Source organism: Paracoccus angustae (assembly GCF_042648745.1).
Lineage (GTDB): Bacteria > Pseudomonadota > Alphaproteobacteria > Rhodobacterales > Rhodobacteraceae > Paracoccus > Paracoccus angustae.
The window spans coordinates 22,299-37,264 of sequence record NZ_JBHRXY010000011.1 but is presented as its reverse complement, the minus strand read 5'-3'; the positions used below and the strand labels follow the sequence as shown (position 1 = coordinate 37,264).

Below are 14,966 nucleotides of genomic sequence, written 5' to 3'. Positions count from 1 at the left end.
TCCCGTTGATGGAACTGGCAGTCCTTCCTCGTGCACGGCCTGCGATATGCGGGCCGCGTCCAAGGAAATCAGACATGTGGGGCCGAGTTAGCTGGCCATGCGGATCGCCTGGTTGGCGGCGAAGGTCGCGCGGAACTCGGATGGCGCCATCTTCTTCAGCTTGAGGAAGTGGCGGTTGAAGTTCGACAGGTTGGAAAAGCCCACGTCATAGCAGATGTCGGCGACCCGGGCCTCGGGGTCGGACAGCAGCATGTGGCAGGCCAGATCAATGCGCATCTGGTTGCGATAGCGCACAAGCGTCGTTCCCGTGTGCCGCTTGAACGACCGCGAAAAGGCGCTTTGGCTTTGGCCGGTCAGCCGGGCCAGTTCGGATTCGCTGATCGGCTCCAGCAGGTTCTCGCGCAGATGGGCGATGGCGCGGTTCATGTCCGATTCCCCGGCCCGCTCCACGTCGAGCATGAAGCTGAGGCTGGCCAGCGTCTGCGATTTCGGCGCATTGGCCAAAAGGTCGAGGATCTGGAAAAACAGCCCCAGCCTGCGCACGCCCCGCGCCTCGATCAGATCGCGCATCAGGGGGCGGACGGCGCGGCTGGTGTCGTCGCCAAACAGCAGGCCGCGCTTGCTGCGGTCCAGAAGATGGCGCACCCCCTCCATCTCGGGGAAGGCGTCGCCGGCGGCTTCGATGAAGCTTTCGGGAAACTGGATGACCTCGGTCCGGCGCGGAACGATCTCTCCGGGACGGATGGCGCTGATCCAGTTCTGCGGAAGGTTCGGCCCGGTCATGATAAGCTGGCCCGGGCCAAATTCGCCCACGTGATCGCCGATATAGAACTTGCCGCTGGTCGCCACGACCAGGTGGATCTCGTATTCGGGATGGTAGTGCCAGCGCACCGTGCGGAACGGATAGCCGTGCTTCCAGGCGGCGAAGGATTCGCCCCGGCGGATATGGACCAGTTCCAGATCGGGTTGCATCGGCTTTCTCCCCTCCGCGCCAGCACGGCTCGTCTGCACGATGCCGGCCCTCCATGGTCGCTGCTTGATTGGTATCATGGGCAGGGCATGTCCTGCCACGACACCACGGCAAATAATCCGATACTTTTTTGCCGCCCGGTGCCGGAATATCATCGGCGGGAAATCCCCGGGGAAACTCTCGGCCCTATGCTGCAATGCCGCATCATGCTGCAAGGCAGCGCCATGCGGGCCGGATTGCCGGGGCAGGGCGAGAGTTCACGAGCGGTCGGCAAACGCCCGGTGCCCTTGGCTGCGTCGGGATGCCTTATACTTTTCCGCGGCCTGCGCTGTCGGGTTTGTATCGGGCGCCCTGCCGAGGGTTTCAGAAGGCATCTCGATCTGGATTTTCACATCGGTTTCGCGCCCTTCGGCCGCGCGGTCAAAGGCCGTTACGCTGTCGGCAAAGGGCACCGTCAGGGAAATCAGCGGCTTCAGATCGACCTTGCCGGCAGCGATCAGGGAAATCGCGCGGTCATAGACATTGGCATAGCGGAACACCGTTTCGACCCGCAGTTCCCGGGCCTGAAGGCCGACAATGTCAACGGGCACCGGATCGACCGGCATTCCGACCAGAACGATGGCTCCTCCCGGGCGGGCGAGGCGCGGCAGCTCCAGGATCGCCGGGGCCGCGCCGGAACATTCAAGAACGACATCGGCGCCCCATCCGTCCGTCGCCCGGGCGATCGCCCCGGCTGCGGGGGTGTCGCGGATGTTGATCGTCTCGATGCCCGGATAGGCGCCGATGATGTCCAGCTTGGGCTGCGCCGGATCGGCCACGAAAACCCTGGCGCAGCCCCCGGCCAGGGCGGCCAGGGCGGTCATCATGCCGATGGGACCGGCCCCCAGCACCAGGCCCGTGTCGCCCGGCTGGATGCGCGCCCGCAGCGCGGCCTGCATTCCGATCGCGAAGGGTTCGACCATGGCGCCTTCCGCGAAGGACACGTTGTCTGGCAGGCGATAGGTGAAGGCCGCCGGATGAACCACATGGGGCGTCAGGCAGCCGTGGACCGGCGGCGTCGCCCAGAAACGCACCGCCGGATCGACGTTGTAGATCCCCAGCTTGGCTGCCCGGGACGCGGGGTCGGGGATCCCCGGCTCCATGCAGACGCGATCCCCGATCTTCAGGTGGCCGACCTGGCTGCCGACCTCGACCACGGTGCCGGACGCCTCGTGGCCCAGAACCATGGGTTCGGTCACGACGAACGGTCCGATCTTGCCATGCGTGTAGTAATGCACGTCCGATCCGCAGACGCCGACGGTATGCACCGCGATGCGCACGTCGGTGGGCGACAGATCCTGATCCAGGTCGATCTCGCGCAGCGACAGCTTGCCCTTGCGTTCCAGCACCAATGACAGCGGCATGTTGTTCTCCCAAACTGTGGCGCCGCGGTCGCGGCAGACGGGTGTGAATCCCGTGATGCCCTTCAGCAAAGCGGCGAGCGGGCCACGGTGTAAATCCCAGCAGGCATGAAAAAGGCGGGAAATTTCCCCGTCAGGAAAAAAACTATCGCCCGACGGAAACTTCGCCGGGCCGCTGTCAGGCAAGGGATGCTCGCCTGCGGCTCGGCAGCGGCGGATTGGGGTCGGGTTCGACGCGGCGCAGGCATTCGCCGGGCGGACGTTCCGGCGCTTGGGCTGCGGCTTTGGTTCCGGGCCGCGCCGGGCGGGCCGGTGCAGGACGGCATCGGTCCGCGGCCTGGATCGGCTGTCCGGCCTTGATCGCTGCCATGCCGCTGGATCCGCCCGGGAGGGGGGGCGCCCTCAGGCCTTGGGCCTTTCGGATTTCGGATCATAGGCCGGGGCGGCATGGACGCGGGCGGCAAGGCGTTCGCCGGCCGCGTCGATTTCCCATCTGCCGGTCGCAAGAAAGGTCGGATCCACGCCGGCATCGTTGCCGATCAGCGCCAGGCCGACCGCCCGGCCCAGGGAATGGCCGTAAAAGCCCGAACGCAGTTCCCCGACCGGCTGGCCGTCGCGCAGCACGGCCTCGCCGCCCCACAGCATCCGCGAACCGTCCTCCAGCGTGACCTGGGCGATGCGGCGGCGGACAGGGCCTTGAGCCTTTGCAGCCAGCAGCGCCTTGCGCCCCAGGAAAGCCGGTTTCTCCCAGGCGACGGCAAAGCCCAAGCCCGCCTCGAGCGGGGTGATGTCCGGGGTCAGTTCGCGCGACCAGGCGCGATAGCCCTTTTCCAGGCGCATGGATTCGATGGCGTAATAGCCCGCGTCGGCAAGGCCCAGATCGGCCCCGCAGTCGTGCAGCAGGTCGTAGATGCCGGCCGCCATCTCGGTCGGCACCACCAGTTCCCAGCCAAGCTCGCCCACATAGGTCATCCGGTTGGCATACCCGACACCCTGGCCCAGGTCGATTTCCTGAAAGGTGCCAAAGGGGAAAGCCTCGTTCGACAGGTCGGCGGGGGTGACGCGCGACAGCAGGTCGCGCGCCTTCGGTCCCATCACCGCGATCACGGCATGGGCCGAGGTGACATCGGTGACAAAGGCATGGGCGGCGGGGTCCAGGTTGCGCCCGATCCAGTCCAGGTCGCGCACCGCCTGGCCCGAGCCGGTGACAAGCAGGAACCGGTCCCGCGCCAGCCGCAGCACGGTCAGGTCGCTTTCATAGCCGCCGCGTTCGTTCAGAAGACCGGTGTAAACGGTCCGGCCCGGCGCGACATCGACCTGCGCCGCGCAGATCCGGTTCAGTTCGCGCGCCGCGTCGCGCCCTTGCACCAGAAGCTTGGCAAAGGATGTCTGGTCGAAGATCGCCACGGCATTTCGGGCGGCGCTGACCTCGCGGGCGACCGCCGCGTCCCAGTTCTGCCGGTCGAAGGAATAGTCCATCGCGGTGCGTCCGCCGGGACCGGCGAACCAGTTGGCGCGTTCCCACCCCATCTTCGATCCGAAACTGGCGCCCTTTGCCGCCAGCCGGTCGTAAAGCGGCGAACGGCGCAAGGGGCGGGCGGTGTTCAGCTCGCGGTTCGGCCAGGGCATCACGTAATGCAGCCCCAGGGTTTCCTTGACCCGGTCGTGCAGCCAGGCGCCGTTGTTGTTGAAGCGGGCAAAGCGCCGGATGTCCACCGGCCACAAATCCAGCGTCGGCGACCCGTTCACGATCCATTCGGCCAAGGCCCGCCCCGCGCCGCCCGCGCTTGCGATGCCCATCGAGTTGAACCCGGCGCCGACAAAGAAATTGCGCAGCTCGGGCGCCTCGCCCAGGATGAAATTGCTGTCCGGGGTGAAGCTTTCCGGGCCGTTGTAGAACTGCCTTATCTCCGCCTCGGCCAGTTGCGGCACCCGGATCAGCGCGTTCTGCATCAGGATCTCGAACTGGTCCCAGTCGTCGGGCAGCAGCGCGAATTCGAAGTCGTCGGGAATGCCCCGCATCCCCCAAGGCTTGGCCTCGGGTTCGAAGCCGCCCATCACAAGGCCGCCGACCTCCTCCTTGAAGTAGATATAGCCGTCGGGATCGCGCATCACCGGCAGGTCGGGGTGGACCTTTTCGATCCGCCCGGTGACGACATACATGTGTTCCGCCGAATGCAGCGGCACCGAGACGCCGCACATCCCGCCGACCTTGCGCGCCCATTGCCCCGCGCAGTTCACCACGATCTCGGCGGTGATGTCGCCCTGGTCGGTGCGCACGCCGGTTGCGCGGCCATCCTGCGTCTGGATGCCGGTGACGCGGACCTTTTCCACGATCCTCGCCCCCCGGCTGCGCGCGCCCTTGGCAAGCGACTGCGTCAGGTCGGTCGGATTGGCCTTGCCGTCGCCGGGCAGCCAGACCGCGCCCTTGAGATCGGCAATCTCCATCACCGGCCACAGCGCCCCGGCTTCGGCCGCCGAGATCACCTCGACCTCCACGCCCTGCGCCCGCGCGGCGGCGGCGGTGCGCTTCAGTTGCGTCATGCGGTCGTCGGTGCGCGCGACCGACAGCGAGCCGCAGTTCTTCCAGCCTGTCGCAAGGCCGGTTTCGGCCTCCAATCCCGCGTAAAGCTCGGTCGAATAGCGGATCAGGCCGGTCATGTTGGCATGGCTGCGCAACTGCCCGACCAGGCCGGCGGCGTGCCAGGTGGTGCCGCCGGACAGGCGCCCTTGTTCAAGCAGAACGACATCCGTCCAGCCCAGTTTCGTCAGGTGATAGGCCACCGAGCAGCCGATGATGCCGCCGCCGATGATGACAACGCGGGCGTGGCACGGAAAAGGCGCGGGCATGAGAGACTCCTATGCGGGATTTCCACAAGAAGCCACATTTAACCACTCATTGCAACAAAAACCCCGATGGCGGGCTGGCCCGTGTCAGGCCAGGATCACCGGCAGTCCGCGCGTGGCAAGCGCGGCGGCGATTCCGGCGGGGGGCGGCGCATCGGTGATCAGTCCGGCGGCCTGCCCCGCGATGCGGCAGGGCGTCCGGGCGCCGAACTTGGACGCATCGACCACAAAATAGCCCTGCCGGGCCGCCGCGATCATCTGGCTCCGGGTTTCGGCGCCCAAGGGGGTGAAGTCGGTCACCGATCCGTCCTCGGCCACCGCCCCGGCGCTGACAAAGGCGATGTCGATGCGGAACCGCGCCAACGAGGCCATGACCTCGGGGCCTTCGGCAGCCTCGTCGCCGGGGTTGATGGTGCCGCCGGTGATCTGGACGCGAAAGCCGTCATGGCGGCAAAGGTCGCGCGCGATCGGCAGGCTGGTGGTGATCACCGTCAGCCCCCGCCGCGCCCCCAGCATCGCCGCGATGGCCGCCGTTGTCGATCCCGCGTCCAGCAGCACCGCCATGCCGTCCGCCACCAAGGCCGCCGCCCGCCGGCCGATCCGCGCCTTGGCCTGGGTGTTGCGGACCGAGCGGCTGGCAAGCTCCGGCTCGACCGCCGCGGGACGCAGGGCGCCGCCATGGGTCAGGTCCAGCGCACCGCGCAGGGCAAGCGCCTTCAGGTCGCGGCGCGCGGTCTCGTGGCTGACGCCGAACTGCTGCACGATGTCGGCCACCAAGATGGCGCCCTCGGCCTCGATCCGGGCCAGGATCGCCTCGTGGCGTTGCGGGGCGAGCGCGCGGGAAGGGGAACTGGGCGACATTCCCGCAGTGTCCGGCAGCCGATGGCCGGATGCAAGCTGTCCCGGCCTCATGCGGGACGCAGCGCGCGGGCGATTTCGAAGAAGGCGTGGACCAGCTTGGAATCGCGGCGCTCGCGCAGGCAGATCAGGGCCTCGTCCATCATCATCTGGTCCTCGGGGTCCAGCCGGATCGGAACCAGCCGCGTGTCCTCTCCGAATTCGGCCAGCGACACGAAGCCGATCCCCGCGCCCGAGGCGACGATCTCCCGCACCGCCTCGCGGCCTTCGGCTTCGATCGCGGGTTTCAGGTCCACCCCCATGGCCTTTGCCGCGACCTCCAGCTTGGTGCGGGTCTTGGATCCGCGCTCGCGCAGGACCAGCGGATGGCGGGCCAGTTCGGGGCACGTCAGCCGCCCGGCCCTGGCAAGCTCGTGCCCGCGGGCGACAAAGGCGATGACGGGCGACGAGTTCAGCAGGTCGCAGGTGAAACTTTTCAGCGTCGGCATCTCTCCCAGCACGCCCAGGTCGGCCTCATAGTTGTAAAGGCTGTTCACCACGGTTTCCGTGTTCCCCGCCCGGACCGAGATGCGAACGCCGGGATAACGCTTGCGGAACGCCGCAAGGATGTGCAGCAGGTGATGCGCGCTGTCGGCCACGATGCGCAGGTTGCCCGATTGCAGCGCCCGGCTTTCCGACAGGAACTGCATGGCCTGCTGTTCGCTGTCGAACAGGCGCCGGGTGATTTGCAGCAACTGCTCGCCCGCCGCGGTCAGCACCACCTGCTTGCGCTGGCGGTTGAACAGCAGCACGTCGTATTCCTCCTCGAGCTTGCGGACCTGATCGGAAATGGCGGGTTGGGTCAGCAAAAGCTCCTCGGCGGCACGGGAAAACCCGCCGCAGGTTGCCACATAATGAAAGGCGCGAAGCTGGACATAGCGCATGTTGCCACCACGGTTTATGATAGCATCGAAACTAACGATTTGATTTATGAACGGCAACGGCGCTGTGTGAGCGATCACCAGCCGGAGCCGCGCCCATGCATCCCTTTCTGATCCTGATCCACCTTGCGGCCGCCGTTATGCTGCTGCTGTGGGCGGTGCGCATGGTGCGGACGGGGGTGGAACGTGGCTGGGGCACCTTTCTTCGCGGGACGATGCGCCGGGCCGGGGGCGGAACGGCGGGAATGGCGACGGCCGGGGCGGCGTTGGCCCTGGTGCTGCAAAGCGCGACGGCCGTGGCCATGCTGGCGACAGGCTTTGCCGCATCGGGGCTGATCGGGGTCGGTCCGGGTATCGCGGCGCTGCTGGGCGCCGATCTCGGCTCGGCGCTGGTGGTGAAGCTGCTGTCGCTGGATCTTGGCGAACTGATCCCCGTGCTGATCCTGGCCGGGGCGACGATGTTCCTGAAATTCGATCATCGGCAGATCCGTCAGGCCGGGCGGGTGGTTCTTGGCGTCGCCTTTATCCTGCTGTCGCTGCGCATGGTGGGCGATGCGACCGAGCCGCTGCGCCACAGCGCCGTGCTGCCGCAGGCGGTGCGCTGGCTGGCGGGCGATCCGCTGACCGCCTTCGCAATGGCGGCGCTGCTGGCCTGGGGGTTGCATTCCTCGGTCGCGACGCTGCTGATCTTTGCCAGTTTCGCCGCCGGCGGCCTGTTGCCGGTCGCGGCGGCGGCGCCGATGGTGCTGGGCGCCAATCTGGGAGGCGGTCTGGTCGCGGTCTGGCTGACGCGGGGCGCGGCGCTGCCCGCGCGGCGGATACCGCTGGCCAACCTGATCTTCCGGGGCCTTGGCGCGGTGGCCGCGCTCGCCTTGCTGCCGGTTCTGCCGCTGGACCGGCTGGGCGGCGGCCCAGGGGTTCAGCTTGTGAACCTCCATGTGCTTTTCAACCTGTCGCTGCTGGTCGTCTCGCTGCCCTTCGCGGGGGCGATGGACCGGCTGACGGCCCGCCTGTGGCCCACGCCGGAAAATGCCGCCGATGCCGTCGGCGCCTATCGCAGCGCCCTGGACCGTGGCGCGCTTGCCCGGCCCAACCTGGCGCTTGCCAGCGCGCAGCGAGAGCTTTTGCGCATGGCCGAGACGGTCGAAGCGATGCTGCGGCCCGCCATGGACGTGCTGGAAACCGGCGATGTCCGGCAGATCGCCCGCCTGCGCGGCATGGACGACGAGGTGAACCGCCGTCACACCGACATCAAGCTGTTCATCGCCGAGCTGAACCGGGGCAAGCTGACCGCCGAGGAGGCGCGGCGCGGTCTTGAACTGGCCGGGCTTGCCATCGACTTCGAGGCGATCGGCGACATGATCGCCAAGAACCTGCTGGCCCAGGCGGACGACAAGATCCGGCTGCGGCTGACGTTTTCCGACGAAGGCTGGGCGGAACTGACCGCGCTTCATGCGCGGGTCATGGCCAACATGCAGATCGCGATGAACGTGCTGGTGTCCGGCGATCTGGAAAGCGCCCGCGAACTGGTAGCGGAAAAGGCCGCCATGCGCCGGCTGGAACGGGATTTCCACAACCGCCACCTGGCCCGTCTGCGCAGCGGCAATCCGCAAAGCATCGACACCAGCGACATCCACATGGAGGTGGTCCGCGCGCTGAAAGAGATCAATTCGCTTCTGGTCAGGGTGGCCTATCCGATCCTGACCGAGCGGGGCCATCTGCTGGAAAGCCGCTTGGCAAAGCCGGGCCAACCATCTTCTGAAATTATGGTCTGATATGAATTAACGATTTTACATATAGATCGCCGGATGAAAGTCTGCGGTCAGGATGATCTTCACAACCCCACGAGGCACGCAATGACCCATCCCGACGCCGCCTTTCCCGACCCCCGGATGGGAGAGCCGTTCCTGCTGACCCCCGGCCCGCTGACCACCGCCTTCAGCGTCAAGGAGGCGATGCTGAAGGATTGGGGATCGTGGGACGGCGATTTCCGCGCCATGACCAAGGCGCTGTGCGATCGGCTTGTCGCGCTGGCCGGCGACACGAAGGACGAATTCGCCTGCGTGCCGATGCAGGGATCGGGGTCGTTCGCGGTCGAGGCGATGCTGGGCTCGATGGTGCCGCGGGACGGCAAGGTTCTGGTTCTGGCGAACGGTGCCTATGGCCTGCGCGCGGCCGAAACCCTGCGGGTGATGGGCCGCGCCCATGCGCTGATCGACAAGGGCGACTATCTGCCGCCGCGCGGCGACGAGGTGGGCCGGGCGCTGGACGCCGATCCGGCGATCACCCATGTCATCGCCATCCATTGCGAAACCTCGTCCGGCATCCTGAACCCCGTGGCCGAGATCGCCGAGGCCGTGGCGTCGCGGGGCCGCAAGCTGCTGGTCGATTCGATGTCGGCCTTCGGCGCGGTCGATCTGGACGTGAACCGCATCCCCTACGAGGCGATGGTGTCCTCGGCCAACAAGTGCATCGAGGGCGTGCCGGGCTTCGGCTTCGTGATCGCCCGCAAGTCCGCGTTGGAGGCCGCCCGGGGCAATGCCCATTCCCTCAGCCTGGATGTTCATGCGCAATGGGCGGCGATGGTCAGGACCGGCCAGTGGCGCTTCACCCCGCCCACGCATGTGGTCGCGGCCTTCATGGAGGCCCTGCGCCTTCACGCGGCCGAGGGCGGGGTGGCGGGCCGCGGCGCGCGCTATGCCCGCAACCGCGACGTGATGGTGGCGGGGATGCGCGATCTGGGCTTCGAGACGCTGCTGGCCGACCGCTGGCTGTCGCCGATCATCGTGACCTTCTTCAATCCGGCGCATCCGAACTTTGTCTTCGCCCGCTTCTACGACCTGATGAAGGCCAAGGGCTTCATCATCTATCCCGGCAAGCTGACGGTCGTGGACAGCTTCCGCATCGGCTGCATCGGGCGGATGGACGAACGCGTCATGGGCCGCGTGGTCGCGGCCGCCGCCGAAGCCCTGGCCGAGATGGGCGTGGACAGCGCCGCCCCGCCCGCCGCGGCCATTGCCGAACGCGCCAAACTCGCCGCATGACCCATCACAGACAGGACTCTGACATGAACGTTCATTCCCGCTCTGGGGTTGTTTCCAACGGCCGCGTTTACGGCTGGCCCGAGGTTTCGGCTGTTGTGATCTGCCTTGACGGCTGCGAGCCTGCCTATCTGGACGCGGCGATCGGGCGTGGCCTGATGCCGGCGCTGGAACGGATGCGCGAGGCGGGCACCGACCGGCTGGCGCATTCGGTGATCCCGTCCTTCACCAATCCCAACAACCTGTCCATCGCGACGGGCCGCCCGCCCGCCGTTCACGGCATCTGCGGCAACTATCTTTACAACCCCGCCACGGGCGAGGAGGTGATGATGAACGACCCGCGGTTTCTGCGCGCGCCGACGGTTTTCAAGGCGTTTTTCGACGCCGGGGCCAAGGTCGCGGTTGTCACCGCCAAGGACAAGCTGCGCGCGCTGCTGGGCCACGGGCTTGACGGCGCCAGCGGCCGGGCGGTGTGCTTTTCGTCCGAAAGGTCGGACACCGCCACCGCCGCGGAAAACGGCGTCGAGGACGCCAGCGCCTGGCTGGGCCGGCCGGTTCCCGAGGTGTATTCGGCCGAGCTGTCGGAATTCGTCTTTGCCGCGGGCGTCAAGCTGCTCAAGGAGTTCCGGCCCGACATCATGTATCTGACCACCACCGATTACGTGCAGCACAAGCACGCCCCCGGCACGCCCGAGGCGGACGCCTTTTACGCGATGTTTGACCGCCATCTGGCCGAGCTGGACGCCTGCGGGGCGGCCATTGTGGTGACCGCCGACCACGGCATGAAGCCCAAGCACCTGCCCGACGGCCGCCCCGCGGTGATCTATGTCCAGGATCTTCTGGACGGCTGGCTGGGCCGGGACCTGGCGCGGGTGATCCTGCCGATCACCGATCCTTACGTCGTGCATCACGGCGCGCTCGGCTCCTTTGCCACCGCCTATCTGCCCGGGGACGCGGACCGGGCCGGCATCATCGCCCGGCTGCGCGCGGTCAAGGGCATGACCGTTGTGATCGGCCGCGAGGAGGCCGCGGAGCGGTTCGAGCTGCCCGCCGACCGGATCGGCGACATTGTGATGATCTGTTCGGAAAACCTGACGCTGGGCACCAGCGCGCACCGCCACGACCTGGCCGCGCTGACCGAGCCGCTGCGCAGCCATGGCGGGCTGACCGAGCAGGCGGTGCCGTTCATCGTCAACCGCAGGATCGCGCTGCCCTCGGCGCCCGCCTTGCGCAACTTCGACGCCTTCTTTTACGCCTGCACCGCGGCGGCGGTCTGAGGAACGGCCATGCTGAAGAAAGCCCCCCCGATCGAAATCCGCCACGAAGCGATGCGCATCGCCGGGCGCAAGGTGGACACGGCCGACCGCGTTCCGGTTCATTATCCCTGGACAAACGAGGTGATCGGCACCGTGCCCGCCGGCACCGCCGAGCATGCGCGCGAAGCCTTTGCCATCGCCTCGGCCTATCGGCCGGTTCTGAGCCGGTACGAGCGCCAGACGATCCTGCTGAACGCCGCAAAGATCATCAGCGACCGCAAGGCCCGGCTTGCGCCGATCATCACGGCGGAACTGGGCATCTCGCTGGCCGATGCGCTTTACGAATGCGGCCGGGCCCATGATGTCTACACGCTGGCGGGCCAGATGTGCATCCACGACGACGGCGCGGTCTTTTCCTGCGACCTGACCCCCCACGGCAAGCAGCGCAAGATCTTCACCATCCGCGAGCCGCTGCGCGCCATCTCGGCCATCACGCCGTTCAACCATCCCCTGAACATGGTCAGCCACAAGATCGCGCCCGCCATCGCCACCAACAACTGCATCGTCGTCAAGCCCACCGAGCTGACGCCGCTGACGGCCTTGTGGCTGGCCGACATCCTTTACGAGGCGGGCCTGCCGCCCGAGATGCTGTCGGTTGTGACCGGCTGGCCCGCCGACATCGGCGACGAGATGATCACCAATCCCGGCATCGAGCTGATCACCTTCACCGGCGGCGTGCCGGTGGGCAAGATGATCGCGGCCAAGGCGGGCTACAAGCGGCAGGTGCTGGAACTGGGCGGCAACGACCCGCTGATCGTGTGCAACGACCTGTCGGACGCGGACCTGGCCCGCGCCGCCGATCTGGCGGTGGCGGGGGCCACCAGGAACTCGGGGCAGCGCTGCACGGCGGTCAAGCGCATCCTGGTGCAGAACGGCGTCGCCGAGCGCTTTGTGCCGCTGGTGGTGGAACGGGCCAGGGCCCTGCGCTTCGGCGATCCGATGGATCCGGCCACCGAGCTGGGCTGCGTGGTTCACGAACGCGCCGCCGAGACCTTCGAGCGCCGGGTCCACGACGCCGAGGCGCAGGGGGCCAGGATCCTTTATCATCCCGGCAGGCAGGGCGCGCTGCTGCCGCCGATCGTTGTCGATCACGTGCCCCATGACAGCGAGCTGGTGATGGACGAGACGTTCGGCCCCGTTGTTCCGATCGTGCGCGTGCCCGACAACGACGCGGAAACCATGCGGATCTCCAACTCGACGCCGTTCGGCCTGTCTTCGGGCGTTTGCACCAACGACTTCCGCCGGATCCAGGCATACATCGCGGGCCTGGAGGTCGGCACCGTGAACATCTGGGAGGTGCCCGGCTACCGCACCGAAATGTCGCCCTTTGGCGGCATCAAGGACAGCGGCAACGGATACAAGGAGGGCGTCGTCGAGGCCATGAAAAGCTTCACAAACCTCAAAACCTTCTCGCTGCCCTGGTGAGCGGGAACAAAGCCCCGACCCAACGGCGGACCTCGCAGGCCCGCCATCCCCCAGATCCCGCGCCGCGCAAAAAGCCCCGCCACAAAGCCAAAATGGCGAAATGAGCCTGACCGCCCTTTCCCTTGTTCTTCTGGCCGCGATCCTGCACGCCGGATGGAACGCCCTGGTCAAGGCGGTGGACGACCGCGCAGGGATCCTGGCCGCGGTGTCGGCGGCCCATGCGGTTCTGGGGCTGTGCCTGATCGCGCTGGCGCCGGCCCCGGCAATGGCAAGCTGGCCCTCCATCGCCATCTCGACCGGGCTGCATTACGGCTATTACGTCCTGCTGTTTCAGGCTTACCGGCATGGCGACCTGAGCCAGGTTTACCCGATCTCGCGGGGCCTTGCGCCCGCACTGGTGGCCCTGTCGGCGGTTCTTCTCATCCATGAGGCCATGACCCCGATGGGCTGGTTCGGGCTGGCCTGCGTGTCGCTGGGCGTCGGGATCCTGGCGGTCCAGCGGGGGGCGGTCCATGCCTCGGGGCAGGCGGTGGGGATCGCGATCTGCCTTGGACTGCTGATTGCCGCCTATTCCGTCGCCGACGGGATTGGCGTGCGCCTGTCGGACAGCGTTTTCGGCTATATGGGATGGCTGTTCCTGCTGGAGTTTCCGGTGCCGCTGAGCATCGCGATCGCGCGCCGCCGCCATGGCGGCGGGTTCGGGGGCAGAATGCTGATGCTGGGCGCGCTTGGCGGCATCGCTTCGGTTTCCGCCTATGGAATCGTCCTGTATGTCAAGACCATAGCGCCGCTTGGCGCGGTTTCCGCGGTGCGGGAGTCCAGCGTCATCTTTGCCGCGCTGCTGGGAATTCTGGTCTTCGGGGAACGTCCGGTGGGCGCAAGGCTGGTCGCTTCGGCGGTTGTTGCGGCCGGCGTGGTGGCATTGGCTCTGACCTGACAGGGGATCATCGAGAAAATCGTTGCTTGCATAAGGATAATAGATTTTACTTATTATTCATCTTTCCGTCACCCTTCTGTCATGGCAAATCAATAAGCCGCAACGTGACGGCACCAAAGCCGGAAGACCATCGCAGGCCGGTCCCGCAGCCGGCCTGCGCAAGTCCCACGCAAGGCCATCCACAGGGAAACCATCCATGACCGGAAAGACCTTTCTCCTCTCGTCGGCCTTCCTGGCACTGACGGCCTTCGCGGCCCGGGCCGAAAGCGAACTGACCGTTTACACCGCCTTCGAGGCGGACCTGCTGGAACGCTATGCGGCGGCCTTCAACGAGGCCCATCCCGACATCAAGATCAACTGGGTCCGCGACTCGACCGGCGTCGTCACCGCCAAGCTGCTGGCCGAGAAGAACAACCCCAAGGCCGATGCGGTGTGGGGCCTGGCCGCGACCTCGCTTCTTGTTCTCAAGACCGAGGGGATGCTTGAACCCTACGCGCCCGCCGGTGTCGACAAGCTGGATCCGCGCTTTGTGGACAGCGACAGCCCGCCGTCCTGGGTGGGGGTCGATGCCTGGATCGCCGCCATCTGCTTCAACACGATCGAGGCCGAAAAGCTGGGCCTGCCCGCGCCCGCCACCTGGGAGGATCTGACAAAGCCCGAATACGCGGGCCATGTGGTCATGCCCAACCCGGCCTCGTCCGGGACCGGCTTTCTCGATGTGTCCGCCTGGCTCCAGATCTTTGGCGAGGAGAAGGGTTGGGACTACATGGACCGGCTGCATCGCAACATCGCCAGCTATACCCATTCCGGCTCGAAGCCCTGCAAGATGGCGGGCGCGGGCGAAACCGTTGTCGGCGTCTCGTTCGAGTTCCGCGGCGCGGCCGCCAAGACCGAAGGCGCCCCGATCGAGGTCATCACCCCGTCCGAAGGCCTGGGTTGGGACATGGAGGCCGGCGGCATCATCGCCGGAACCGCAAACCTGGAAGCGGCCCAGACCTTGATGGACTGGGCGATCACGCCCGAGGCCATGGCCGAATACAACGCGGGCTTCGGCGTTCTGGCCCTTCCAGGTGTCGCCAAGCCCGTGCCGAACTATCCCGCCGGGGCCGAACCGGGCATGATCGAGAACGACTTCGAATGGGCCGCCAACAACCGGGCCGCCATCCTGGAGGAATGGTCCAGGCGCTATGACAACAAAAGCGAGCCGAAGTCCTGACCGAAAGAACCGGCACGGGCCAAGCGGCGGTCCCGT

General features: G+C 66.8%; 11 protein-coding genes. 6 read left to right on the top strand and 5 right to left on the bottom strand.

Annotated features, from left to right (window positions below):
• Window positions 1-87: 87 nt before the first annotated feature.
• The 5 genes from ACFOM8_RS13560 to ACFOM8_RS13540 form a co-directional block, all read right to left on the bottom strand.
• On the bottom strand, window positions 88-972 hold the full coding sequence (locus tag ACFOM8_RS13560; RefSeq protein WP_377762190.1) for a helix-turn-helix domain-containing protein: 885 nt from the start codon (window positions 970-972) through the stop codon (window positions 88-90).
• A gap of 255 nt (window positions 973-1,227) precedes the next feature.
• Window positions 1,228-2,373 carry an NAD(P)-dependent alcohol dehydrogenase gene (locus ACFOM8_RS13555; RefSeq protein ID WP_377762188.1) on the bottom strand — a complete coding sequence of 382 codons (1,146 nt, stop codon included), beginning with the start codon at window positions 2,371-2,373 and terminating at the stop codon, window positions 1,228-1,230.
• Window positions 2,374-2,772: 399 nt separating this feature from the next.
• Window positions 2,773-5,220, bottom strand: coding sequence for a GcvT family protein (locus tag ACFOM8_RS13550; RefSeq protein ID WP_377762186.1), 2,448 nt, complete (start codon window positions 5,218-5,220; stop codon window positions 2,773-2,775).
• Window positions 5,221-5,304: 84 nt separating this feature from the next.
• Window positions 5,305-6,078, bottom strand: coding sequence for a DeoR/GlpR family DNA-binding transcription regulator (locus tag ACFOM8_RS13545; RefSeq protein ID WP_377762184.1), 774 nt, complete (start codon window positions 6,076-6,078; stop codon window positions 5,305-5,307).
• A gap of 47 nt (window positions 6,079-6,125) precedes the next feature.
• Entirely contained in the window at window positions 6,126-6,998 is an 873-nt protein-coding gene (locus tag ACFOM8_RS13540; RefSeq protein ID WP_377762182.1) for a LysR substrate-binding domain-containing protein, read from the bottom strand.
• A gap of 95 nt (window positions 6,999-7,093) precedes the next feature.
• On the opposite strand from ACFOM8_RS13540, the gene ACFOM8_RS13535 reads away from it, so the two are divergent.
• The 6 genes from ACFOM8_RS13535 (at window position 7,094) to ACFOM8_RS13510 (ending at window position 14,930) form a co-directional block, all read left to right on the top strand.
• The gene (locus tag ACFOM8_RS13535) at window positions 7,094-8,770 is read left to right on the top strand and encodes a Na/Pi cotransporter family protein (RefSeq protein ID WP_377762180.1); all 1,677 of its coding nucleotides are present in this window, start codon (window positions 7,094-7,096) and stop codon (window positions 8,768-8,770) included.
• 81 nt (window positions 8,771-8,851) lie between these two features.
• Window positions 8,852-10,039 (top strand): 2-aminoethylphosphonate--pyruvate transaminase, encoded by a 1,188-nt coding sequence (locus ACFOM8_RS13530; protein WP_377762178.1) that lies wholly within the window; start codon window positions 8,852-8,854, stop codon window positions 10,037-10,039.
• Between the two features lie 23 nt (window positions 10,040-10,062).
• On the top strand, window positions 10,063-11,313 hold the full coding sequence (phnA, locus tag ACFOM8_RS13525; protein ID WP_377762176.1) for a phosphonoacetate hydrolase: 1,251 nt from the start codon (window positions 10,063-10,065) through the stop codon (window positions 11,311-11,313).
• Between the two features lie 9 nt (window positions 11,314-11,322).
• Window positions 11,323-12,777 carry a phosphonoacetaldehyde dehydrogenase gene (phnY, locus tag ACFOM8_RS13520; protein ID WP_377762174.1) on the top strand — a complete coding sequence of 485 codons (1,455 nt, stop codon included), beginning with the start codon at window positions 11,323-11,325 and terminating at the stop codon, window positions 12,775-12,777.
• Window positions 12,778-12,877: 100 nt separating this feature from the next.
• Window positions 12,878-13,714: a hypothetical protein gene (locus ACFOM8_RS13515; protein ID WP_377762172.1), complete on the top strand. Its 837-nt coding sequence runs from the start codon at window positions 12,878-12,880 to the stop codon at window positions 13,712-13,714.
• Between the two features lie 196 nt (window positions 13,715-13,910).
• Window positions 13,911-14,930 (top strand): putative 2-aminoethylphosphonate ABC transporter substrate-binding protein, encoded by a 1,020-nt coding sequence (locus ACFOM8_RS13510; protein WP_377762170.1) that lies wholly within the window; start codon window positions 13,911-13,913, stop codon window positions 14,928-14,930.
• Window positions 14,931-14,966 lie beyond the last annotated feature (36 nt).